The following is a 23111-nucleotide window of genomic DNA, read 5'->3' on the forward strand; positions in this document are numbered from 1 at the left end:
CAAAGGGTGCGCCCAGGCGCCTAGTTGGCCAGTTGGCCAGTTGGCCGGTCGACGGGTTCACCGTCCGGCGTCCCGGGTCGGCGCAGGGCCGTTCAGCCTTGCGCCGACCCGATGTTGACCAACCAGCGGACACCGAACCGGTCCGTGCACATGCCGAACGTGTCGCCCCACATCTGCTTCTCCAGGGGCACGGCCACGGAGCCGCCCGCGGAGAGTCTCTCCCAGTAGCCGCGCAACTCGGCGTCGTCGTCACCGGTGAGACTGATCGCGAAGCTGTCGCCCGACGTGTACGTCATCCCCGGCGGGGTGTCGCTGGCCATCAGGGTGAAGCCGCCCGGGCTTTCCAACACGCTGTGCATGACCTTGTCGGCCTCCGGTGCACCGGCCTGACCGAACTCGCCGAAGGTCTTCAGCTCCAACGTGCCGCCGAAGACCTCCTGGTAGAACTCCATCGCCTGTCGGGCGTCGCCGCCGAAGGTGAGGTAGGGGTTGAGACGCGAAGCCATGGAAACCTCCAGAGTCGGACCGAACCATCGGATGCCCCAAGGCTAGGCGGGACCACTGACAACGGCCCGGACGACGCCTCCCGGCAAGGCCCACCCACTCACGCTTCCGCCCCATCGGCCCCAAGGCCCCACGGCCTCAGGCGACTTCCCAGGCCGCCTCGATCATCCGGAAGATCTCGTCCACCGCGGCCTCCGGTTCGGGCGCCTCGCGGGCCAGCGAGTAGGCGTCGAGCACGAACCTCGCGATCGTCCGGCAGGCCGTGGTGGTCTGCGACAGGTCGAGGTCGGCGGCGATGGCCGTCGCCAGCGACTCCGCATGACGCAGCCTCATCAACTCCTCGTACTCCCGCAGGGCGGGCGACGCGTCGATCATCCGCCAGATCGGGGCGGCGCCGTCCGCCGTGCAATGTCGCACCATGGCCCGGATCTCACGGCGCAGCGCGGGCACGAGCGGCTCGCGCGGCGCCCGGTCGGTGACCGCCCGCGTGAGTTGCCGCTCGAAGTCCTGGTCCCGCTCGAACACCAGGGCCTCCTTGGAGGCGAAGTGGGAGAAGAGCGTGGTGACGGCCACGTCGGCCTCGGCGGCCACGTCACGGATGCCCACCGCGTCGTACCCGCGTTCCAGGAAGAGCCGCAGGGCGGTGTCGGCGATCTTCTGACGGGTCGCGGCCTTCTTGCGCTCGCGGCGTCCGGACGGCTCGTTCATGGCCCGAAAGCTATCAGATGCGAAACCAGAACAGTTCCAAAACACTAACCGTTAGTGTTACAGTCCGCCGCATGAAGAGAGTGAGCTTCGCCGAGTTCGGCGGTCCGGATGTGCTGCAACTCGTGGCTGCCGAGGAGCCCCACGCGGGCCCCGGCCAGGTACGGATCGCCGTGCGCGCGGCGGGCGTGAACCCCGTCGACTGGCGGATCCGCGAAGGCCAGTTCCAAAGAGTCCATCCGATCGAGTTGCCGGCCGGAGTCGGGCAGGACGCCTCCGGAGTGGTGGACGAGGTCGGCGAGGGCGTCGAAGGGATCGCGGTCGGCGACCGCGTTTTCGGTGAAGGCACCCACACCTACGCCGAGTTCGCCGTGTTGTCGGCCTGGGCCCGCATGCCGGAGCGGCTGACGTTCCAGGAGGCGGCCGGGTATCCGTCCGTGGTGGAGACCGCGCTGCGCATCCTCCGCGAGGTCGGTGTGCGGTCCGGACAGACGCTGCTGGTCAGCGGCGCGTCCGGGGGCGTTGGATCGGCGGTGTTGCAGATCGCCCGCGACCGGGGCATCGCGACGATCGGCACGGCCGGGGCCGCGAACCAGGACTATCTGCGCGGCCTCGGCGCCCTCGCCACGACGTACGGCGCGGGCTGGGCCGAGCGGGTGCGGCAACTCGGCCGCGTCGACGCGGCGCTCGACCTGGCAGGCTCGGGCGTGATCCGCGAACTCGTCGAACTGACCGGGGATCCGCGAAAGGTGCTCTCCATCGCCGACCTCGGCGCACCGGAGTTCGGCGTCCGGTTCTCCGGCGTGGCCGGGAGCGTGCCGGAAGCGCTCGCCGAGGCCGTCGACCTCATCTCGCGGGGCAGGCTCCACATCCCGGTCGAGAAGTCGTACCCGCTCGCCGAGGCCGCGACGGCGCACGCCGAAAGCCAGGCCGGTCACACGCGCGGGCGCCGGGTCCTGACCGTCTGAGCCGTTTCCCCCGCAGACGCACGGCCAGGCAAGCGGGCAAGCCGCGTTGCGTTCCCCCAGAGACCCCGCCGGGCCCACCCGGCAGAAGTGCCCCACGTAAGGAGCCCCATGCACCTCCCCGTCACGATCATCGGCGCCGGCCTCGGCGGCCTCGTACTGGCCCGCGTCCTGCACGTCCGTGGAATCCCGGTCGCGGTCTACGAGGCGGAACCTTCGCCGACGGCGCGTTCACAGGGCGGGATGCTCGACATCCACGACCACAACGGCCAACTCGCCCTCCAGGCAGCCGACCTGATGGACGAGTTCCGCAGCATCGTCCTGGAGGGACGCCAAGCGATACGGCTCCTCGACCGGAACGGGACCGTCCTGTTCGACCAGGCCGACGACGGCACGGGCACCAGCCCCGAGGTACAGCGCGGCGAGCTGCGACAGATCCTGCTCGACGCGCTGCCCGCCGGCACCGTCCGATGGGACCACAGGGCCGTCGGCGTCCGCGCCGTCGCCGAGGGCCGTCACGAGGTGGCCTTCGCCAACGGCACCACCGTCATCGCGGGCCTGTTGGTCGGCGCGGACGGCGCGTGGTCACGCGTCAGACCGCTACTCTCCGACGCCGCACCCGCCTACGTCGGCCGGTCCTTCGTCGAGACCCACCTGCACGACGCCGACATCCGACACCCGGCCACCGCGAAGGCGGTCGGCGACGGGACGCTCGTCGCGCTCGACCCGCACGAGAAGGGAAAGTGGTTCGTGGCCCACCGGGAGAAGGGCGGGGCCCTCCACGCCCACATCTCGCTGACCAAGCCGCAGGACTGGTTCGCCTCCGTCGACTTCACCAACGCCGCCGCGGCGACGGCACGGATCGCGGAGGAGTACCACGGCTGGGCACCGGAACTCACCGCCCTGATCACCGCCGGCGGGACCGCACCGGTCCTGCGCCCCCTCCACGCCCTGCCGATCGGGCACCGCTGGGACCGGGTGCCGGGAGTGACCCTGCTCGGTGACGCCGCCCACCTCTCGCCCCCCGACGGCGAGGGTGCCAACCTGGCGATGCAGGACGGCGCCGAGCTCGGCCAGGCCCTCGCCGCCCACCCCAACGACGTCGAAGCCGCCCTCACCGCATACGAACGAGCGCTGTTCCCCCGCAGCGCAGCGGCCGCAGCCGAAGCCCCCCACCACCCCACGCCCGAGGAACTGGTCCACTTCTTCACCCGGGGCGAGCGGGGACCCGCTGCCCCAACAGGCACCGCCCGCACCTGAGTCGGAGGCGCCGAGAACGCGGAGCGCGGGGGCGACCACCTCGGTGACCGCCCCCGATTCGACCGTCTCGGCTCAGCCCGGCCGGTACTCCTCGTGCGGGATCGCTCGCTTCCACACGGCCTCGAACGCCGAGCTGGCCAGCTCCACGACGGCTGGTTCGGTACACCACTCCCGCTCAACCACCTCACCCACTCCGGAGAAGTGGGTGAACAGCACGGACGACCCGTCGAACATCCAGAGGTCAGCACCGGGCAGCGGTATGTCCGCCGCTCTGCGTCGAGGGAGCCACCGAATCAACTCCCCGGCCGCCACGTTGGAGAAGCTGATGTCGTACTCGTACTTGATGTAGTCCGTCACGGGCTCGGACACGACGCGCGCCCGCCGCATGCTGACTCCGCGTGCCGTCGCCTCGGCGACCGCGTCCAGGAACGGACGCCACCACGTTGACCGGTCCGCGGTGGGGTCGAGGCGCTTGCCGTTCCGCCACGCGATGAAATCGGGATCGCCGGGCTGGTAGGCGTCGCGCATCTCCAGGTGGACAGCGGAGTGCTGAGCGCTGGCCAATCCTTCAAGTGCCAGGTTTGTCACCGGCGTTGTCCTCCCACCACGGAATGTACTGACGCATGGGCCTCGGCAGCCGGACGATCGACTCGTGGCCCGGTACGACCATCAACTGGCCGGAATCGATCGTCAAGAGTGCCAATTCGGTCACGCGGGCGCACTGGCGGCACCGCGCCGGGTCAGGAGGTCCGGGTGTGATGGTCCAGCAAGCGGGTGAGCAACTGCACGAGGTGGTCGCGTTCGGCCGGGGCCAGCGGCGCGAGGAGCTCGTCGTGGAGGTCGTCCAACTCCTTGTCGAGGCGGCGTAGTCGACGGCGTCCCTCGACGGAGATCGTGATGACGTTGCGCCGCCGGTCGTCGGGATCCGGTGCGCGCTCGACCAGTTCGCGCTCGGACAGTTCGTTGAGCACGCCGACCAGGTCGCTGCGGTAGATGCCGGTGCGCCCGCTCAGCGTCGCCTGGCTGCCCGGCCCGAAATCCTGCAACGAGGCGAGCACGGCGTAGTGCCACTTGCGGGCGTCGACCCGGGCCAGCCCGTCGTTGATCAGCCGGTCCGACCGCACGGTCAGCTGCGACAACAGTCGGCTCGCCCGCCGACGCAGCCTGTCGGGCGTCCTGGGCATACCGCCGTCGGGCGCGTCCGCGGCTCCGTCTCTGCTCACGGTGCTCATCCCCTCCATTGCGTTAGTCCAACTAACGATATACCTTCGGCCGAGCCGACAACGTCGTTGTGGCCCGTGCCAGTTGAGCGGACACCAAGGAAGAGCACGGAAGAGCAAGAAAGGGAAAGCTTGCCCATCAAGACAGTTCAGATTCCCACCACGGACGGCCGGGCCGACGGGTTCGCCGCCTTCCCCGACGGCGACGGGCGGCACCCGGGGGTGCTGCTGTACGCGGACGCCTTCGGCATCCGGCCCGTGCTACGGGAGCTGGCCGGCGAACTGGCCGGGCACGGGTACTACGTGCTCGTCCCCAACTTCTTCTACCGGCACGGCCCGACGCCGGTGATCGAACTCCCCGAGCACATCGGCGAGGACGTCCGACCCGCGCTCGTCGAGCAGCTCATGCCCTTGGTCAAGGCGCACACCGCCGAACGCATCCTGCGCGACGCCGACGCCTACCTCCGGTTCCTCACGGGCCAGCCCGAGGTCAGTGCCGGACCGGTCGCGGTGACCGGCTACTGCATAGGCGGCCTCCTGGCGATGCGCACCGCGGCGGCCCACCCCGGGCGGGTGGCCGCCGTCGCCGGATTCCACTGCCCCGTGGACGCCGACGAGCACCTCCTCGCCAAGCTCACCGCCCGGGTCCATCTCGGCCACGCCGCAACCGACATGACGCCCGCGACCCTCGCCGAGCTCAACCAGGCGCTGGACGCCGCGCGCGTCAACCACACCTCAGAGATCTACCCCGGCACCCTCCACGGCTTCACCATGTCCGACACGGACGCCTTCAACTCCGCTGCGCTGCAACGCCATTGGGACCGCCTGCTCCCCCTCCTCGGCGACAGCCTGACCAACAGCTGAGACGCCGACCGGATGCGGCGGGGGCACCCTCGTGCGCGCCGGCGATGACGTTGATCCGACTTCCGTTCGGAACGCTCGCTACCCAACGCGCCGCTTGCGCGCATGGGTGCGCGCCTTCATCCGGTTGCCGCAGGCCGCCATGGAACACCAGCGGGCGGTCCCGGGACGGCTGTGATCGACGAGGAACAGATTGCATTCCTTGTTGGCGCAGGCCCGCAGCCGTCCCGGCAGTTCCGTGGCGACGCGCGACCAGGCGAGTACGACGCGGACGGCGAGCTCCTCCCCGGGCTCCGCCTCCAGTTGCCACGACACGCCCGCGGGCGAGACGACCGGGCGAAGCCGCGCCCCGTCGAGGGCGAGCGCCAGATTGCCGACATCCGAGGACGTCCGCCGGACGAGCCGGTGCAGCGTGTCGCGCACAAGACGCAGACGACCACACTCCTCCTTCGTGCCGCGACCTCCCAACGCCCGTATCCAGTCGGCCGCCCCCTCCCCGCTCAGGAAATCCGTGGGGGAACCATCAACCACCGGTGCGCTGTTGAGCACGGCGAGCAGCAGATCCTCGTCCTCGACCACGGCCCACCCTCCTTGACACCTCATCCGGTCCCGCGCATGATTCAGCATAACCTAACCAGTTAAAACCAATTAAGGGGTTACTGTGGTTGCTGTTCATCACCGGACCGCGGACGTCGACGGCCTGACCGTCTTCTACCGGGAGGCGGGCCCCTCGGACGCCCCCGTCCTCCTGCTGCTGCACGGCTATCCGACGAGTTCCCACATGTTCCGCCACCTGATCCCGACACTGGCCGGTCCGTACCGGGTGATCGCACCCGACCACATCGGCTTCGGCCGCTCGTCGGCGCCGAGCGTGACGGACTTCCCCTACACCTTCGACGCGCTCACCGAGGTGACGCGCGACTTCCTGGCCGGCCTCGGCGTACACCGCTACGCGATGTACGTACAGGACTACGGCGCCCCCATCGGCTGGCGACTCGCGCTGGCGTCCCCGGAAGCGGTCCTCGCCGTCATCTCGCAGAACGGCAACGCCTACGAGGAAGGGTTCGTCCCGGACTTCTGGGAACCCATCTGGGCCTACGGGGCGCAGCGCACTCCGGAGAACGAGGCACGGCTGCGGCCCGCCTTGGGCCGCGAAGCCGTCGAGTGGCAGTACACCCACGGTGTCCCCGACCCCAGCCTGGTCGATCCCGATGCCTGGGAACACGACCTGGCGCTGCTCGCCCGCCCCGGCGTCGACCGGGCCCAACTCGCCCTGTTCGGCGACTACGCCAGCAACCGCACCCTGTACCCGGCGGTGCAGGAGTGGCTGCGGTCGAGCCGTGTCCCCGTCCTCGCGATCTGGGGCCGCAACGACGAGATCTTCGCGCCGGCCGGCGCCGAGGCGTTCCGGCGCGACGCCCCGGACGCGGAGATCGCCCTGCTCGACGGCGGCCACTTCCTCCTGGAGAGCCATCTCGACGCGGTTGCCGAGGCCGTCATCGGATTCCGCCCGCGCGTACTGGGTGCGCCAGCGCAAGGGTGACGGAGCGCCAGGCCCCGGAACGGCTCGACAACGCGAGCTCCGCCAACGGCGGTCCCCGAAGAGGCCGCTCATGGGGCCGTTCCGCGCGCGGCGCGTGCCTTGGGTCCGGCCGCGTGTGGAGATGTTGTGACATGCCGTCATGTGCCATCGTCAAGGGTTGCCACCCTGCCGCGGTGCGAGTTGTCTGAGATGCCGGGAGCCTGGGCGACCGCCCGTCCCGCGCCCGGTCGTCCCACGACCGGGCGCTCAGCTCCCTGGCCAGCGCGACGGAAGGCCATGACACATGACGCTCGTCCCTCCGATGCCTCCCGTTTCCCCAACGACCTCGACCACCCCCGCGACCGGCGAACTCGACCTGCCTGCGGCCCGCTACCGCGTCGAAGCGCTCCTGACCGAGTTCCTGGACCACAAGCGGACCGAGGCCACCGCAGGCGGCCTGCCCGGCGAAGTGCCCGCGGCCTTACGGGACTTCTTCGACGCGGGCGGCAAGCGGCTGCGTCCGATGCTCTGCGTGCTCGGCTGGTACGCCGCCGGCGGCGCCGCTCCCGCACCGCGTTCGGTGCTGCAGGTGGCCGCCGCGTTGGAGATGTTCCACGCCTTCTGCCTGGTCCACGACGACGTCATGGACGACTCCACGACCCGCCGCGGCCGGCCCACCGTCCACCGCGCCTTCGCCGACCGTCACGCCGAGGACCACCCCGGGCAGGCAGCCGATCGGTTCGGCGCCAGCGCCGCGATCCTCGTCGGGGACTTCGCCCTGGCCTGGAGCGACGAACTCATCCACACCGCCCGCCTCTCCCCACCCCAACTGCTCCGCGTACTGCCCCTGTTGGACGCCATGCGCGCCGAAGTGCTCTACGGCCAGTACCTCGACGTGGACGCCACCGGACGGCCCAGCGGCGACATCGAGCGGGCCCGAGCGATCATCCGCTACAAGACCGCCAAGTACACCTGCGAGCGCCCCCTGCACTTCGGCGCCGCCCTCGCCGGAGCGCCCCCACAACTGCTGGACGCCCTCTCCGCCTACGCCCTGCCGCTGGGGGAAGCCTTCCAACTCCGCGACGACCTCCTGGGCGTCTTCGGCGACCCCCACGTGACGGGCAAGTCCCGCCTGGACGACCTCCGCGAGGGCAAACACACCCTGCTCATCGCCCTCGCCCTGCGCGACGTCGCACCCGGCGACAAGGACCTGCTGCACCGCCTGCTCGCCGACCCCCACCTCACCGAGGCCGAGGCCGCGCAGATCCGCGGCGCCCTCACCGCCTGCGGTGCCCGCGCCCACGTCGAGGACCTCATCGACCAACGTCGACAAGCCGCCCTCGACACCCTGGACACCGCCACCGCCATCACGCCCGCTGCCCTCCCGCACCTGAGGTGCCTGGTCGACACCGTCACCCGGAGGGCCTCGTGAACGCAACGCACGCCTGAGGACCACGACTCGGGGTGCGAGTCACCGCATAGGAGAGGCAAGTGAGCTGCCCGAACATCACCGTTCCCTTCCCGCTGCGCATCAACGCGCATCTCGCCACGGCCAGACAGCGGGATCTTGCCTGGGCCGGGCGGGCCGGGCTCATACCGACCCCGAACGACGAGCGGCGCTACCGTTCGTGGGACATCGCCCTGCTGGTCGCGGGATGGCTGCCCGACGCACCGGCCGACGGCCTGGAACTCGCGGTCAACGCGTTCAACTGGTGCACCATCTACGACGATCTCCACGTAGGCGAGAAATCCACCAACTTCCGCTACGCCCAGTCAGTCGGCGGGCCGCTGCTCGCCTACCTGGAAACCGGCGTGGTGCCCACCCGCCCCTCCCCCTTCCTTCTGGCGCTCCATGACGTGATCACCAGAGAGAAGGAGCTCTACCCGACGGAGCACCACGCCCGCCTGACCCAGGACTGGGCCGTCTTCCTCAGCTCGACCGTGGAGGAGACCGACAACCGGGCGAACAGAAAACCGCTGGGCTTCCGCGCATACCGCGACTTCCGGAGGAAGACCGGGGCCGTTCACCTGATGACCGATCTCATCGAGGTGGCCAACGGCTACCACACGACCGCCGGCGTGCGCGCCGCCCCGGCCTTCCGGTCGCTCTTCGACTCGGCGAACGACGCCATCTGCTACATCAACGACCTCTACTCGCAGGCCAAGGAAGAAGCGGCTGGCGACCACCACAACCTCGTCTTCGTCTTCGAGCGGGAACTCGGCTGCACGCGCCGGGAGGCCGTCGCGCGCACCGTCGAGGTCGTACTCGAAGCCTGCGACAACATGCTCCTCCAGCAGTCGCGGATGCGGACGGCGTGCCACCGGCGCGGCCTCACCCCCGAAGAGACCGCCTGCGCCTTCCGGTTCGCCCACGACATCATGTACCCGATCTCCTCCATGGTGTCGTGGCAGCAGAGGAGCGCCCGCTACACCCGCCCGGACAACACGCCCTACACGAGCGTCCTGCATGCCAGCGGAGCGCCACGGAAGGGCAGTTGAACCCCGGGTCCGGGGAACTCACGGCGTAGGACGGCACGGCCCGCTGTCGCGGGGCGCGAGGTTCCCTCTGACCGAGCGCTACGGAGGGCCGACTTTCCGCCACCACAGGTACCACCGGCCGCGCGCCACCGCGTGCGTCACGCGCCTACCTCAGGAGTGGTTTGGGTCAAGTCTCCGGCGCGAGTCTCCCGATGACGTGGGTGATCGAACCTCCTGGATATCGCTCACCGTTGAACGTCGTGCAGTCCCGAGTACGGCCTCCGCGGCAGGCGTCCGGAGAAGGTGATCGTGTCCCGCCTGTCCCCGAAGGAGACCGAAATGAGCACGGCACGAAAACCCCTGCGCACCTGTCTGCGAGCCATAACCCTGACCCTCGCCGCAGGTGCGTTAGCAGTCATCCAGATCGCCGGCACACCCCTCGCACAGGCAGCCGCCGCACCCCACACCCCCACGCTGACCGGTGCCTCTTCCTTACAGGCCCGAGAAGTCATCGTCTGCGAGGAGGCGCGGGCGGAACTGCCCAACCTCTTTGCGCAGCGGTGCAACAGCAGATGCCGGGGCCCGCTCTCCGATGTCGTCGTTGTCCGCGGCAACGACGCAGCGTATTACCGCCTGACCGGCTGGGTCGAAGGTTCGACGTGGCCGCAAGGCCGAGACTGCCGACGGATCTCCTCCGGCGGCTGAGCCACCACCGGTACTCCGCACAGACGACCAGACGCGGGCCAAACGCCCGCAACAGATGGGAGGAACCATGGCCACCTACGACACCGAAATCCACACCGAGGGCGGCGGCTGGCAGACGGACGCGCCGCTGTCGATCAAGATCAGGAACCGTGACCACATCGTCCCCGAAGACGGCCGTCCCGCCGAGGGAACGTCGGTGACGTGGAGCAGCGAAGCGGGGAACGGGTCGGTGACCTTCTTCGACGACGGCAGCCGCTTCGCGGGAACCGCCCAGTTCCCCGACGAAGGCCCCGTCGGATACCGCGGCCAGGTCCGGTACTGAGCCACCGCCCCTGAGGCGGTCCCGCGGCCCCGGACGCGCGTCCGGGGCCGCGACCGTCAAGATCTTCCCGCTTGCGCTTCCTAGGGCCCCTAGCTTATACCTAGGGGCCCTAGGACGTGAGGAGAATCCATGGCGCGGGCGGGACTGACGACGGAGCGAGTGACCATCGCGGGTGCCGAGTTGGCGGACGAGGTCGGCTTCGACCAGGTGACCATGTCGCGGGTGGCACGACGACTCGGTGTGAGGGATGCGAGCCTCTACACGCACGTCCGCAGCCTGGAGGACCTCCGTGGCCGGATCGCGCTGCTGGCGGCGGACGAGAAGACGTTGCGGATCGCGGAGGCGACCGCCGGGCGGTCAGGCAGGGACGCGCTGGTCGCGTTCGCCAACGCCTGGCGGGAGTACGCCCATCAGCACCCGGGCCGCTACACGGCGACGCAGGCCCCCCTCACCATCGACCCCGAGCTGGCGCAGCAGGCGCCCGGCCCGCGACGCGCGATCGAGCTGACCTACGGCATGCTGCGCGGCTACGGACTGACCGAGCCCGATCTGACCGACGCGGTCCGGCTGCTGCGCAGCACCTTCCACGGCTTCGTCGCCCTGGAGGCCACCGGCGGCTTCGGCCATGCCCGTCCGCCGCGGCGCTCCTGGGCGCGCAACCTCGACGCCCTCCACACCCTCCTGAAGAACTGGCCCACACCGGAAGAAGAAGACCTGTCATGACCAGCCCCACCACCGGCACCCTGCCCGTCGACGGCGCGACCCTCTCCTACCAAGTACGCGGCCAGGGACCGTTGTTGCTGCTGATCCCCGGCGGGAGCGGCGGCACGGCCTCCTTCGACGCCGTCGCCGACGACCTGGCCGCGCACTACACCGTGGCCACCTACGACCCGCGCGGCATATCCCACAGCCCCCTGCACGACCCGGACGCCGAGCAGCACGTGGCCGAACACGCCGACGACGCCCGCCGGTTGCTGGACCTGCTCTCCCCCAACCAGCCGGCCCGGGTCTTCGCCGCCAGCTCCGGCGCCATCGCCGCCCTGCACCTGCTCACCACCCACCCCGCACGCATCGAACGCCTCGTCGCGCACGAACCCCCCGTCGTCGAGGTCCTGCCCGACGCCGCCACGCACCGCGCGCTCCTGGCCCGCGTCAAGGAGACGTTCCGCGCGCAGGGGCTCATGCCGGCGATGGCGGTCTTCGCCGCGGGGTTGAAGAAGGAGGGCGACGACCACGCCCCCGAGCCGCAACCCGAGATGAAGCTGCCGCCCCAGGCAGCGGCCCGAGCCGAGCGAACGATGGCCAACCTCCCGTACTTCGTCGAGCGCATCGTTCCCGGCTTCATGGCCTACGTCCCCGACATCCACCGCCTCAAGGCGGCATCGGACCGGCTCGTACTCGCCTGCGGCCAGGACTCACACGGCGAACTCCCCCACCGGGCGGCCGCCGCCCTCGCCCAACAACTCGGCACGCAACCCCATCACTTCCCCGGCGGCCACACGGGCCTGACCACCCACCCGGCCCCGTTCAAAGAGCGCCTGCGCGAGACCTTCCGGCGCTCGGACGTCCGGCGCTAGGGCGCTTCTGACGGATCTCCGTGGAGGAAGGAGCGGCGTCTGGTGCGTACGATCGCAAGGCGCCGGGATGTCTTCATAGCGGAGCTATGGGGACATTTCGGCAACGCCGCAGGGGGTCCCCCCGCGCCCTTAAGGCGTGGGGGAGTGCGTGCCAGACGCCGCGACGCCGCGGAGATCCGTCAGAAGCGCCCTAGCCCGTCAACTGCCAAGCCCCGGCCGCAACGCGCCGGGGCTGACCAGCAGTCAGTAGTCGCAGCCGTTCAACCCGCGGTAGACGAAACGGGTCAGAGCCTCGGTCGCCTCCTCGTCGCCGGCCTGGTCGGCGTGCTGCTGACGGGCCCGCAAGAAGGCGTGGATCAGGTCGAACGCCATGCGCAGGGAGGTCTCCGGCGAGGCGGGCAGGGCGCGACCGGCATCGGTGACACAGGTGACGTGGCCCAGGATGTCGGCCATCTCGCCCGCCTCGAACCTGGCCAGCGACGCGGCGAAGTCCTCGCTGACCAATGCGGCCTCCTGCATGGCGCGCATCGTCGCGGCGTGCTCCCGGTAGAGGCGCACGTAGATCGCGACGTGTTCGCGGACCGCCGCCGGATCGGTGAAGTCCGACAGGTGTCCCGGAGCGCCGGCCAGGGTGTCGCTCTCGGCCGACATGTCGGCCATGAGCGCCTCCAGGAGCGCTTCCTTGCCGGCGAAGTGGTTGTAGAAGGAGCCCGCCGCGCGTCCGGCTTCGGCGGTGATGTCCGTGATCTTGGTGTTCAGGTAGCCGCGTTCGGCGAAGACCCGCTTGGCCGCCACCTTCAGTGCGGCCTCGGTCTCCGCGGCCCTTTCCTTGCGCTTCACGGCACCTCCTTGACTCGGAACCCTACCAACGAACATACTGAATCCACATTCACTGAATTCTGATTCAGAAACGAGGTCCGATCATGGACGTTCTGATTGCGGGTGCCGGTCCCACCGGCCTGACCCTGGGCATCGACCTCGCCCGGCGCGGGCTCGGCGTACGCGTCATCGACAAGGCGAGCGAGCACTTCGCCGGTTCGCGGGGCGACGGCCTCCAACCCCGCACGCTGGAGGTCTTCGAGGACCTCGGCGTTCTCGACGCGGTCCTCGCACAAGGGCGCGCGGTGGCAACGGTCCGCGTACACCTCGACGGCACCCACGTGATGGACCGGCGGACGGCCGAACGCCTGGAAGCGACCCCCGACGTGCCGTACCCGAACGCCTGGGTGCTCGGCCAGTCCCAGACGGAGGGCGTCCTGCGGGACCGGCTCGCCGAGTTCGGCGTGCGTGTCGAACTCGGCACGGCGCTGGTCGACTTCACCCAGGACGAGGACGGGGTGACGGCGCGCCTGTCCACCGGCGAGACCGTACGCGCCTCCTACCTGGTGGGGGCCGACGGCGGGCGCAGCACCGTCCGCAGGGCTCTGGGCGTCCCCTTCCAGGGGACGACGGACGAGACCGTCCGGATGCTGCTCGGGGACGTGGCCGCCGACGGACTGGACCACGCCTGGGGCTACTGGTTCGCCCGCGCGGACACCCCGTGGGCCGGCGTCGGCCTGAGCCCGCTGCCCGGTACGCCTGGACTGTTCCAGTTCAACGCGCCGCTCCTGGAGGACGACGACGAGGCGTCGTTGGACACCCTCCAGGGCAAGTTGGACGCATGCGGCGCGGGCGTCCGGCTGACCCGGCTGACCTGGTCCACCGTCTGGCGGCCGAACATCCGCCTGGCCGAGCGCTTCCGGGTGGGCCGGGTCTTCCTCGCGGGCGACGCCGCCCATGTGCATCCGCCCACCGGCGGGCAGGGGCTCAACACGGGCGTGCAGGACGCCTACAACCTCGGCTGGAAGCTGGCCGACGGCTCGCCCGAGCTGCTCGACAGCTACGAGGCCGAGCGGCGCGCGACCGCTCAGAACGTCCTCGCGGTCAGCTCCGAACTCCTGCGCAAGCACCGGGAGGGAGCCGCGGATGCCCATGAACGCGGCGCGAACACCCGCCAGTTGGACATCTCCTACCGGACGACCGAGGGCCGGATCGTGGCGGGCGACCGCGCACCGGACGCACCCGTCACCGACTCCGACGGCCGCACCATACGACTCTTCGACCTCTATCGCGGCCCCCACGCCACCCAACTGACGTTCGGCGCACCCGCACCGGACACACCCCACGCCTACGCGGTCCTGCGTCCCGGTCAGACCTCGACCAGTCCTCATGTCATCGACACCCACGGGCACGCCTACAGCGCCTACGACGCCTCGGACGGCACCTCTCTCCTCATCCGCCCCGACGGCTACATCGGCCGACGCCACTGAACGAACGCCGGGACCGGGGGCTGACTGGCGTCAGGGACGCCCCTGGTCGCCGCCGGTCGCCTCGCTCAGGCGGTCACCGTCCAGTCGGGTTCCGGCCTGCTTGATCTGACGGGAGATCGGGCTGATCTCCATCCCTTCGACGCCGGGCAGGGTTCCCACGCGTTCGGTGCTGAACTCGAAGAGTCTGTCGAGGTCGTGACAGTGGACGACCGCGTGGAGGTTGTGCGGTCCGGAGACCGCGGCGGCGAAGCCCACCTCCGGCATCTGCGCCATCGCCCGCCCGACGGTCTTGACCTCGGCCGGATGGACCCGCATCCAGAGGTTCGCTCGGGCTCGGTATCCGAGGGCGATGGGTGCGATCTCCACGTCGATGTGGACCACCCCGTTGGCGAGCAGTGCCTGTAGGCGTCTTGACGCTCGGCCCGGGGTGAGGTCGGCCGCGGCTGCGAGGTCGACGTGGCTGGCCCGCCCGTCGACGGCGAGGGTCGCGAGCAGTCTCTCGTCATGGGTGTCGAGCTGTGACGGATGCGCACGCACGACCGGCTGCTCGGTGAACGGCCGATCGCCCGATCCGACACCGGAACCGGCCCCGGATCCGAGGGCGGACTCCTGCTCGGGGCTCAACGTGCCGGTGAGCGCGGCCCAGTAGTGCCCACGTCCGCCGAGGAACTGACGGAGCATCACGGATGCCTGGAGGTCGAGCACGGCGGCGGTGCGGGGAAGCCGGCGGCCGAGGAGGTCGTCGCGCTGCTCCGCCGAGCGTGACCGCACGGCGCAGGTGACCTCGGAACCGGCCGCGCTCAGGGCGACCCAACCGATGTCGTCGCGTTGCGCGAGCGCTTCGGCGATGGCCGCACCGCTGCCCGGCCGGCACCGCAGGCGCACCATCCACCGGCTCTGCCCGAGCGCCCCCGGGTCCACCACCCCGATCACCCGGATCAGCCCGGCCCGCCGCATGCGGCGGTAGCGGCGGGCGACGGTCAGCTCGGAGACCCCGAGGACCGTCGCCATGGTCGCGAATCCGACCCGGGGATCGACCTGAAGCGAGCGAAGGATCCGCACATCATCAGGATCGAGAGTGACGGAATCTGCGATCTCGTGGCGCACCATGGCCGTGATGTTACAGACGGCGCCGATTCCGGGTCGCCGTGCACCGGGCATCGCCGAGGCTTGGACGTGCACGACGGAAGGTGCGCACAGACACAACGGAAGGAGCGCACGATGCGCCGTACACGGTTGCCGCGGGGAGCCGGGCACAGGAGCGTGAAGCGATGAGAGTCGTCGCCATCGAAGAGCACTGGACCACCGCAGGCATCGACCAGGCACTGCGGTCGCGGCCGGTGGGTGCGCGCGACGAGAGCGTGGCGTTGAACGACCGCGGGGACATCCCCGCGCGGCTGCTCGACATCGAGGCGGGGCGAGTTGAGGCGATGGACGCGGCGGGCGTCGATGTCCAGATCCTGTCGGTCGCGCCGCCGGGGACGCATGGGCTTCCGGCCCGGGAGGCGGTGGCGCTGAGTCAGGAGGCGAACGACCGCGCCAGCGAGGCCGTTCGCCGCCACCCGACCCGCCTGAGGGCCATGACGACGTTGCCGATGTCAGACCCGGACGCGGCGGTGGCCGAGCTCCGGCGGACCGCGAACGCGCCCGGACACGTCGGGATCATGTCCTACGGCCGCAGCGGCGAGCGCCCGCTGGACGACCCCGCCAACGACGAACTGCTGGCGGCTACCGCCGAGTTGGGGCGTCCCGTGTTCCTCCATCCGCAGATTCCCCCGGACGCGGTCCGAGCGGCTTCCTACCGCGGGTTCGACCCGAGCCTCGACCTCGCGTTGGCCACGTTCGGTTGGGGATGGCACATCGAAGCGGGACTCGCGGCGCTGCGTCTCATCCTGCGCGGCACCTTCGACCGCCATCCGGACCTCCAGGTCGTCCTGGGGCACTGGGGCGAGACGCTCCTGTTCGCGCTCGACCGGGTCGACAGTCTCTCCCACGTCGCAACCCACCTGGAGCGGCGGGTCGCCGACTACTTCGCCACCACCATCCACATCGCGACCAGCGGCATGCTGACCCCGCGTCTGCTCCGCCACGCGCTCGACTACACGAGCGTCGACCGCATCCTGCTCTCCGGGGACTACCCGTTCCACCGGTTCGACGCCGCGACCCTCGCCGACTTCCTCCACACGCTTCCCCACCCCGACGATCGACACAAGATCGCCCACGCCAACGCCGAGTCCCTCTACCGCCTCGACCGACTTCCCTCCGAGGCGGACAACCAGCCGGCGACGGGGATTGCGCACCACGTCAAGGAGCGGCCATGAACACGGCCTCGCCGAACCCCACCGTTCTCCTCATCGGCGCCTCGCGCGGCCTGGGGTGTGCGATCGCCGCGGAGTACCTCGACCGGGGTTCCCGCGTCGTGGCGACCGTCCGCGGCCCGGGCCGCACCGCCCTGCACGAGTTGCAGGACTCCGCCGGTGGCCGGCTGGAGATCGAGCGGGTGGACATCAACTCGCCCGAGCAGGTCCGGGCACTGCGCGACCGACTGGCTGCCCGCAGCTTCGATCTGCTCTTCGTCAACGCGGGCGTCACCAACCGCCAGGAGGAGACCAGCGCCGACGTCACGACGGAGGAGTTCACCCGCCTGATGGTCACCAACGCGTTGAGCCCGATGCGGGTCATCGAGGCGCTCGGTGGGCTCGTCGACTCCCACGGCACCGTGGCCATCATGTCCTCCGGCCAGGGCAGCGTCGCCAACAACGAACGCGGTGGCTTCGAGATCTACCGAGCGAGCAAGTCCGCCCTCAACCAACTCATGCGCAGCTACGCCGCCCGGCACCGCGACGACCACCGAACGCTGTTGCTGATGGCGCCTGGTTGGGTCAAGACCGGACTCGGCGGCCCCGACGCCCGCCTCACCCTCGACGAGAGCGTCCCCCACCTCGTCTCGGTCGTCGACGCCCAACGCGGCCGGGCCGGCCTGCAGTACCTCGACTACCGGGGCCGGACAGTCGCCTGGTGAAGCGCCGAGGCGTCCGGCCTCGTCCCCTCCGGGGTCACGCGCGATCGGCCGCGATGAGGAGGTAGTGGAAGCTGCCCTCCTTGTAAGCCGTGAGGAAGGCGTCCTCGATGCCGGTGGCCAGGGAGGAGCGGGCGCGCAGTTCCCAGTACGGAATGGTCAACGGGGTGAGGTCGGTGACCGCGATGGGGACGAGGCCGTGGGCGGCGAGGGCGTTGAAGTAGGCGCTCCGGGGATGGATGTTGCAGGTGTAGTGCGAGTCGATGTGGCTGACGGCCTTGGAGCGCCCTCCCGTGAGGTCGTTGGAGCAGCCGGTGATGCAGACATAGCGTCCACCGGGTGTGAGGACGCGGGCGAACTCGGCGAAGGCTTCGCCGAGTTCGACGTACATGGTGGTCTCGTTGGTCCATATCGCGTGCTGTGAGGCGTTCGCCAGTCCGGTGTCGAGCATGTTGCGGAAGTGGAAGCGCACGCGGTCGGCAACGTGGTGCTGTTCGGCCTGGGCGGTGGCGAAGTCGACCTGGTACTGGGAGATCGAGACGCCGTCGACCCGGCAGCCGAAGCGCCGGTGGGCCATGAACGAGGTGCCTCCGCGTCCGGATCCGGCGTCCAGGAGGCGGTGGTCGGGTGCCACGGGGCCGAGTTGGTCGAGCAGCAGGTCGGCCTGTGCGCTTTCCATGCGGTGGAGTTCGCGGATGATCCGCTGTTCCCGGTCCGGCGGGGCCGCGTCCAGTACGGCGGGGTCGTAGGGGCCGATGCCGTAGTGGTGGTGGTAGAGCTCGTCGACGTCGCCGAGCAGCAGGTTGACGCTGTCGTTCTGGTGGGTGTCCCAGTACTCGGCGACCGCCTTCTGGTAGTCGGTGCGCAGGACGGCGGCGTTCCGGTCAGGTGTGGTGGCCATGCTCTGTCCTTGTCGTAGGCGGTCGGTCCGGGGACGTTCGCGGGTGGTAGCGGGGGCTGGAGCGGTGCCAGGCGAGGCTGCCGGCGCACCAGTCGCGTACGCCGTCGAGGTAGCTGCGCAGTTCGGGTTCGCCGCGGCGCCGCAGGGCGTCGGACTGCTCGTGGAAGCGCTGCATGAGGTCGTTGTGGAGTTCGGCGCTCAGGACCAGTGCTTCCTTCGGGGTGCAGCGACGCTCCTCGACGAGGGCCCTGGGAAGGTTGAAGTCCTCGCCGGCGCCGTGGTCTTCGACGTCGACGGAGTAGATGTCGTTGGCCACGCAGCTTGCCAGGCCGGCGATGCCGACGGTGTCGTACACCTGTGGGTCGGCCCAGAGATGGGCCGGGAGGTGGTAGCCGCCGATCGCGTCGATCACGGTCATGCACGGCAGGAAGCTGTTGGCCTGGCGGTTGACCAGGTATTCCCATACCCGCGGCCGGTGGTGGGTGGCGCGCCAGGAGGCTTCCTGGGCCAGCGCGGTGAACAGGTAGCAGAGGCTGTGACGGGTCCGGTCGAGCTGGGTGGGGGTGGTGAGGTGTCCCAGGTAGGTGACGGCGGATCGGAGCGCGACCAGGACGGGGTCGGTGCGGGTGGCGTCGTCGAACTCGCCCTCGTGGCGGTCCGGGAGGCGGACCTTGCCGAGGACCGCGGCGGCGGTCGCCAGGCGGGAACCGAGGAGGCTGGGCTCGGCTCCCAGGCCGGGGTCGTCGCAGTAGTGGTCGTCCATGGCCCAGATGGCGAGCGCGCAGCGGGCCGGTACCGTGAGCCGGTCCAGGTCGTCGGTGCTGGGGTAGCACAGGGTGGCCAGGCTGCCGAAGTCCGCCGCGCGTACCCGTTCGAGCCGGCCGTGGTAGAGGCCGATGCGGTCGGCCCAGGCCACGAGGCGTTCGTTGATCCTGTCCGCGGTCACCGGATCGTGGCGGCGTGGGGGTGGGCAGTGGAGGTCGAGCGACTCAACAACCTTACCGTCGAGGGAAGTTGACGGGCGTGGCGCGAATCGGCGGGCGGCCGAGGTGCCCAAGCCGGTGGGGCCGCCCAGCGGACTCACAGTGCGTCCGGGGGTTCGTTGTAGTGGCCGACTTCGGCGTTCTCCAGGATGCCCAGTGCGCTGGGCAGGAGGACGGCCACCGAGTAGTAGGTGCTGACGAGGTAGGAGAGCGTCGCCCGGTCGTCGATCCCCATGAAGCGGGCGGACAGGCCCGGTTCGTACTCGTCGGCGAGACCGGTCTGGTGGAGGGCGATCACCCCGCCGTTGTCCTCGCCGGTGCGCAGTGCGAGCACCGAGCTGGTGAGGTTCGCGGAGATGGGGATCTTGTTGCAGGGCAGGAACGGGATGCCGCGCCAGGCAACCACATGGTGACCGTGGAATTCGGTGCCCGGCGGGCAGATCTTGGCGCGGGTGCACTCCCGCGCGAAGGCCGCGATCGTACGGCGGTGTGCGAGCAGGAACCTGGTCTGCCGTCGCATGGAGATCAGTTCGTCCAGATCGTCCGGCGTCGGCGGCCCGTGCCGGGTCGAGATCCGCTGCTGGGGGTCGGCGTTGTGGAGCAGCCCGAAGTCGGGGTGGTTGACCATCTCGTGCTCCTGCCGCTCGCGCAGGGCCTCGATGGTCAGCCGCAACTGCTGATCGGTCTGGTCCTGTGGTCCGTTGTAGAGGTCGGCGACCCGGGTGTTGATCCGCAGCACGGTCTGGGCGACGCTCAGCGGGTACTCCCGGGGTGACGCCTCGTAGTCCACGAACGTACTGGGCACCGGCGCCTCTCCGTGGTGGCCGGACGCGAGCGCGATGTCCGCCTCGCCCCGCCGCGTCATCGCCGGCCGGGGTCGGGAGAGGTACGCGTCGACGTGGGCGCTCAACTCCGGTGCGGCGGAACGCAGCTGCCGGAAGGCGCGTCGCGGGAGGGTCAGGAGGGTGCAGGCGGTCATGGCCCGGTAGGTGAACTCCCAGGACCCTTTTCCGGTGAGGTACTGATCGCCGAAGTAGGAACCTTCGGCGAGTACGCCGTGCGAGACCGACTCCGTGTAGTTGCCGGCGCCGATGCGCTCGACCTTGCCGCGGACGATGAGGACCAGTTGGTCCCCTTTGCCTCCCGCCCGGGCCAACACCGTTCCAGGTTCCACCTCTTGCTGCTCGAAGGCATCGGACAGGGCACCGAGTATCGATATCGCTTCCTCAGGGAAGTCCCGGAACAGTGCGATCTCGCGCAGCGTCTGCGGTATCACATGGGCGCGAAGCCCCGCGTTGTCGAACTTCACCCTGCCGTCGCCGATCGTATAGGCGAGGCGCCGGTTGACCCGGTACGTACCGCCGGGAACATTCACCCAGGGAAGGATGCGCAACAACCATCGGGAAGAAATGCCCTGCATCTGCGGAACGGACTTGGCCGTGTGGGCGAGATTCCGGGCGGCCGCAATGCCCAGCGCCGATGGCGCGACCGGAGGGTCTTCTGTCCCCGATATGGATTCCGGCATGGTTAATTCCCCTTCTCGGCACGGGTGTTGGCCGCCTCGTGACATCCGGCGCGGCAGAGCGTGAGCGACCTGATGGCGTCGACGCGGAGAACGGCACTGCGGGCCTGGCCCAGTGATTACCAGTCAAGGCAGACCCGGGGCGCGCGGCAACGGGATACGGGCCATTCGGCGTATCGCGATGCCGCCCCCGTGCCCGGCGCAACTCCCGGTCGCGTTGCGGTTGCGGACCCGTGGCCTGCTGCTGACGATCGCATTGCGGCGTTCGCCGTGGCTCGGCGCCGGGCGGCATGCGCAAGCTCGTGCCGAACAAAGAGGCGGGGGATCGATACGGCAGCACCCACATGAGCGGTGCCGCGCTTGCGAGGACTCGCGCCCGGCAAACGTTCACGTGGCAGCATCGAAGCCACTCAAGAGGAGATCCGAACGTGCCCGAAGAATCCAGCGACATCGCGGGGTCGGGAAAAGGCGCCCCTGAAGGAGCGTGCCCCGACCTCACGGAGAGCGAAGTCGTACCGAAGTCGAAACTCAAGGAAGCCAGGGACTACGCCGCGCAACAGGCCGCGAAATACGCCGAGAACCCTCGGACCACGACGGAGTACACCCGGCTAGAGGTGTATACGGCGATCAACGATGTGCTCGGCAAGGCCCTGTAGAACTCGCCTGTGCAGCAGGGACTTTCAGGCGTCGACCTCCGGCGGGCCCAGCGTCATGACTCGCCCGTGCCGCTAGGACTGTCGGGAAACGGGTGGGGTGAGGGTGCGGGTCACGAGGTCGTCGACGACGTCGGTGAAGCGGTGGCGTCTTTGGTAGGCGCGGCGTTGGTGCGATGCGCCCGTGCCGTGGTGTTGCAGGTGGCATGCCAGGGCTTCGAGGTGTCGTAGGTCGTTGTGACGGTGCAGGGCGGTGCGTAGCCACGTCAGGAAGTCGCGCAGATGGTGCTGGGCGGGCTCCAGACGGTGGTGAGGGTGGCTGAGGTTGACGGTTTGGCCGGCGAGGCCGTCGCGGGCCGCTCGCCAGTGGGCGGCCCGCATGAGGTGCGGCTCGGGCCGGGCCACGGGCTCGCGACGGCGCACGGCATTCAGGGCCGTCCCTGCCGCGGCGCGCACGAGGGCGGCGAGCAGGACGGTGTGGTTGACGGTCAGTGCGGCGTCGGCGACCCGGACTTCCAGGGTGGGCAGGTGGTGGGAGGGACGGATGTCCCAGTAGACGCCTCGGTGGTCCAAGATGGCGCCCGTGCTGATCAGCGTGGCGACCAGATCGTCGTAGTGACTGGTGGAGGCGAAGTACGGCGGAGGGCCGGCGACCGGCCACCGGTTCCACGCGATGGTGCGCCAGCTCGCGTATCCGGTGTCGCGGCCGCCCCAGAACGGGGAGTTCGCGGCCACGGTGATGAGTGCGGGCAGCCAGAGGCGCAGGTGGTTGCTGACGTGCAGGGCCTGGTCGCGGTTCTCGAAGCCGATGTGGATGTGGCAGGCGCAGGAGACCTGTTCGTCGTCGAGGGCGGCGAACTGGGCGGCACTGCGGACGTACCGTTCGCCGGACGACAGCGGCGGGGGGCCGGCCGGGAGGAGGACGGGGGCACCGCTGGAGATCAGCCGCGCGCCGCTGGCGGTCGCGGCCTGGGCCAAGTGCAGTCGCATGGCGTGTAGTTGCTCGGCGAGGTCGGCCAGGCTGGTGTGTGGTTCGGAGCGGGATTCGACTTGATATAGCGTCAGTTCGGGGGTGACGCGGTCGCCGAGGAGTGGCGACGCCTTGGCGATGACGGCTTCCGCGACGGGTGCCAGGGTGCGCGTCTCGGGGTCGATCAGGAGGAATTCCTCCTCGACCCCGACGGTCATGGGGCCTCCGCGACACCCGGGCGCGGGGGCGACGTCAGGAGCGGTCAGTTCACCGGTGACTGGCTTCATCTCCGAAGACACAGGGTTCAATGTCCCATCAATGTCCCGGAAGACACAGTATTCAACTTGCCACAGATCTGTTGGTGGCGGTGCGGGACCGGTGAGCCGCCTCGTCCGGACGAAACCCGCGCTCGAAACCCGCCCTGTCGTAGCGGTGTTGTGCCCCGCTACGGGCATCGGCCTCGCGCCGTCTGACGTCGGGCGGCGTTGAGGGGGCCGAACAAGGACAGTGCGCCCGGCATGTGGCTTCTGGTGCGCTGACCCGGCCCGGTCGCGCCGCCGACCGCCGCGCCCAAGGCCGGGTCCCGCGCACACCGTGCACGGGACCCGGCCGCCTGCCGAGCGGCGTTCACCGAC

At 69.9% G+C, this 23111-nt stretch carries 25 protein-coding genes; 14 read left to right on the plus strand and 11 right to left on the minus strand.

Translation table 11 applies throughout. The annotated features are described in order from the left end of the window. Positions 1-92: 92 nt before the first annotated feature. Both ACIQU6_RS08385 and ACIQU6_RS08390 read right to left on the minus strand, forming a co-directional pair. A complete protein-coding gene (locus tag ACIQU6_RS08385; RefSeq protein WP_403480849.1) occupies positions 93-506 on the minus strand; it encodes a VOC family protein in 414 nt (137 codons plus the stop codon). A 136-nt stretch (positions 507-642) separates the two neighbouring features. Continuing rightward, positions 643-1212, minus strand: a complete 570-nt coding sequence (locus ACIQU6_RS08390; protein WP_403480850.1) for a TetR/AcrR family transcriptional regulator — start codon at positions 1210-1212, stop codon at positions 643-645. Positions 1213-1283: 71 nt separating this feature from the next. On the opposite strand from ACIQU6_RS08390, the gene ACIQU6_RS08395 reads away from it, so the two are divergent. Together ACIQU6_RS08395 and ACIQU6_RS08400 are read left to right on the plus strand one after the other, a co-directional pair. After that, positions 1284-2177, plus strand: a complete 894-nt coding sequence (locus ACIQU6_RS08395) for an NADP-dependent oxidoreductase (protein WP_403480851.1) — start codon at positions 1284-1286, stop codon at positions 2175-2177. Between the two features lie 108 nt (positions 2178-2285). Next, on the plus strand, positions 2286-3434 hold the full coding sequence (locus tag ACIQU6_RS08400) for an FAD-dependent oxidoreductase (protein WP_403480852.1): 1149 nt from the start codon (positions 2286-2288) through the stop codon (positions 3432-3434). Between the two features lie 72 nt (positions 3435-3506). Here the strand turns inward: ACIQU6_RS08400 and ACIQU6_RS08405 are convergent, their stop codons facing one another. Continuing rightward, positions 3507-4022 carry a DUF6879 family protein gene (locus ACIQU6_RS08405; RefSeq protein WP_403480853.1) on the minus strand — a complete coding sequence of 172 codons (516 nt, stop codon included), beginning with the start codon at positions 4020-4022 and terminating at the stop codon, positions 3507-3509. A 152-nt stretch (positions 4023-4174) separates the two neighbouring features. After that, positions 4175-4666 carry a MarR family winged helix-turn-helix transcriptional regulator gene (locus ACIQU6_RS08410; RefSeq protein WP_403480854.1) on the minus strand — a complete coding sequence of 164 codons (492 nt, stop codon included), beginning with the start codon at positions 4664-4666 and terminating at the stop codon, positions 4175-4177. A gap of 120 nt (positions 4667-4786) precedes the next feature. Here ACIQU6_RS08410 and ACIQU6_RS08415 point away from each other — a divergent pair, with 120 nt between their 5' ends. Then, complete coding sequence (locus tag ACIQU6_RS08415) at positions 4787-5518, plus strand: dienelactone hydrolase family protein (RefSeq protein WP_403480855.1); 732 nt, start codon at positions 4787-4789, stop codon at positions 5516-5518. A gap of 78 nt (positions 5519-5596) precedes the next feature. Here the strand turns inward: ACIQU6_RS08415 and ACIQU6_RS08420 are convergent, their stop codons facing one another. After that, entirely contained in the window at positions 5597-6094 is a 498-nt protein-coding gene (locus ACIQU6_RS08420) for a CGNR zinc finger domain-containing protein (RefSeq protein WP_403480856.1), read from the minus strand. A gap of 82 nt (positions 6095-6176) precedes the next feature. Here ACIQU6_RS08420 and ACIQU6_RS08425 point away from each other — a divergent pair, with 82 nt between their 5' ends. The 7 genes from ACIQU6_RS08425 (at position 6177) to ACIQU6_RS08455 (ending at position 12119) form a co-directional block, all read left to right on the plus strand. Further along, positions 6177-7058 carry an alpha/beta fold hydrolase gene (locus ACIQU6_RS08425; RefSeq protein ID WP_403480857.1) on the plus strand — a complete coding sequence of 294 codons (882 nt, stop codon included), beginning with the start codon at positions 6177-6179 and terminating at the stop codon, positions 7056-7058. A 283-nt stretch (positions 7059-7341) separates the two neighbouring features. Continuing rightward, entirely contained in the window at positions 7342-8469 is a 1128-nt protein-coding gene (locus ACIQU6_RS08430) for a polyprenyl synthetase family protein (protein ID WP_403480858.1), read from the plus strand. A 59-nt stretch (positions 8470-8528) separates the two neighbouring features. Beyond that, on the plus strand, positions 8529-9536 hold the full coding sequence (locus tag ACIQU6_RS08435) for a hypothetical protein (RefSeq protein WP_403480859.1): 1008 nt from the start codon (positions 8529-8531) through the stop codon (positions 9534-9536). Positions 9537-9854: 318 nt separating this feature from the next. Continuing rightward, entirely contained in the window at positions 9855-10220 is a 366-nt protein-coding gene (locus tag ACIQU6_RS08440; protein ID WP_403480860.1) for a hypothetical protein, read from the plus strand. Positions 10221-10287: 67 nt separating this feature from the next. Next, a complete protein-coding gene (locus ACIQU6_RS08445; protein ID WP_403480861.1) occupies positions 10288-10542 on the plus strand; it encodes a hypothetical protein in 255 nt (84 codons plus the stop codon). Positions 10543-10671: 129 nt separating this feature from the next. Continuing rightward, entirely contained in the window at positions 10672-11265 is a 594-nt protein-coding gene (locus tag ACIQU6_RS08450) for a TetR/AcrR family transcriptional regulator (RefSeq protein WP_403480862.1), read from the plus strand. Beyond that, positions 11262-12119, plus strand: coding sequence for an alpha/beta fold hydrolase (locus ACIQU6_RS08455; RefSeq protein ID WP_403480863.1), 858 nt, complete (start codon positions 11262-11264; stop codon positions 12117-12119). Before ACIQU6_RS08450 ends, ACIQU6_RS08455 begins: the two co-directional genes overlap by 4 nt. 243 nt (positions 12120-12362) lie before the next feature. Here ACIQU6_RS08455 and ACIQU6_RS08460 read toward each other — a convergent pair whose 3' ends face one another. Beyond that, complete coding sequence (locus ACIQU6_RS08460) at positions 12363-12959, minus strand: TetR/AcrR family transcriptional regulator (protein WP_403480864.1); 597 nt, start codon at positions 12957-12959, stop codon at positions 12363-12365. A gap of 83 nt (positions 12960-13042) precedes the next feature. Here ACIQU6_RS08460 and ACIQU6_RS08465 point away from each other — a divergent pair, with 83 nt between their 5' ends. Next, positions 13043-14428 (plus strand): FAD-dependent monooxygenase, encoded by a 1386-nt coding sequence (locus ACIQU6_RS08465; protein ID WP_403480865.1) that lies wholly within the window; start codon positions 13043-13045, stop codon positions 14426-14428. Between the two features lie 30 nt (positions 14429-14458). On the opposite strand, the gene ACIQU6_RS08470 is transcribed toward ACIQU6_RS08465, so the two are convergent. Next, positions 14459-15538, minus strand: a complete 1080-nt coding sequence (locus tag ACIQU6_RS08470) for an Lrp/AsnC family transcriptional regulator (RefSeq protein ID WP_403480866.1) — start codon at positions 15536-15538, stop codon at positions 14459-14461. A 161-nt stretch (positions 15539-15699) separates the two neighbouring features. Here ACIQU6_RS08470 and ACIQU6_RS08475 point away from each other — a divergent pair, with 161 nt between their 5' ends. Beyond that, positions 15700-16749: an amidohydrolase family protein gene (locus ACIQU6_RS08475; protein WP_403480867.1), complete on the plus strand. Its 1050-nt coding sequence runs from the start codon at positions 15700-15702 to the stop codon at positions 16747-16749. Beyond that, the gene (locus ACIQU6_RS08480; RefSeq protein WP_403480868.1) at positions 16746-17450 is read left to right on the plus strand and encodes an SDR family NAD(P)-dependent oxidoreductase; all 705 of its coding nucleotides are present in this window, start codon (positions 16746-16748) and stop codon (positions 17448-17450) included. Before ACIQU6_RS08475 ends, ACIQU6_RS08480 begins: the two co-directional genes overlap by 4 nt. Positions 17451-17484: 34 nt before the next feature. Here ACIQU6_RS08480 and ACIQU6_RS08485 read toward each other — a convergent pair whose 3' ends face one another. The 3 genes from ACIQU6_RS08485 to ACIQU6_RS08495 form a co-directional block, all read right to left on the minus strand. Next, positions 17485-18348 carry a geranyl diphosphate 2-C-methyltransferase gene (locus ACIQU6_RS08485; protein ID WP_403480869.1) on the minus strand — a complete coding sequence of 288 codons (864 nt, stop codon included), beginning with the start codon at positions 18346-18348 and terminating at the stop codon, positions 17485-17487. Continuing rightward, positions 18332-19294 carry a Camphene synthase gene (locus ACIQU6_RS08490; RefSeq protein WP_403480870.1) on the minus strand — a complete coding sequence of 321 codons (963 nt, stop codon included), beginning with the start codon at positions 19292-19294 and terminating at the stop codon, positions 18332-18334. The genes ACIQU6_RS08485 and ACIQU6_RS08490 overlap by 17 nt, the downstream gene beginning before the upstream one ends. Before the next feature lie 134 nt (positions 19295-19428). Beyond that, positions 19429-20856 carry a family 2B encapsulin nanocompartment shell protein gene (locus tag ACIQU6_RS08495; RefSeq protein WP_403480871.1) on the minus strand — a complete coding sequence of 476 codons (1428 nt, stop codon included), beginning with the start codon at positions 20854-20856 and terminating at the stop codon, positions 19429-19431. A gap of 425 nt (positions 20857-21281) precedes the next feature. Between ACIQU6_RS08495 and ACIQU6_RS08500 the strand changes: the two genes are divergently transcribed. Then, entirely contained in the window at positions 21282-21509 is a 228-nt protein-coding gene (locus tag ACIQU6_RS08500; protein ID WP_403480872.1) for a hypothetical protein, read from the plus strand. 72 nt (positions 21510-21581) lie between these two features. On the opposite strand, the gene ACIQU6_RS08505 is transcribed toward ACIQU6_RS08500, so the two are convergent. Continuing rightward, positions 21582-22694: a glutamate--cysteine ligase gene (locus ACIQU6_RS08505; RefSeq protein ID WP_403480873.1), complete on the minus strand. Its 1113-nt coding sequence runs from the start codon at positions 22692-22694 to the stop codon at positions 21582-21584. Between the last annotated feature and the right edge of the window lie 417 nt (positions 22695-23111).

The sequence above is a fragment of the Streptomyces sp. NPDC090442 genome (assembly GCF_044769405.1).
Taxonomy (GTDB): Bacteria; Actinomycetota; Actinomycetes; order Streptomycetales; family Streptomycetaceae; genus Streptomyces.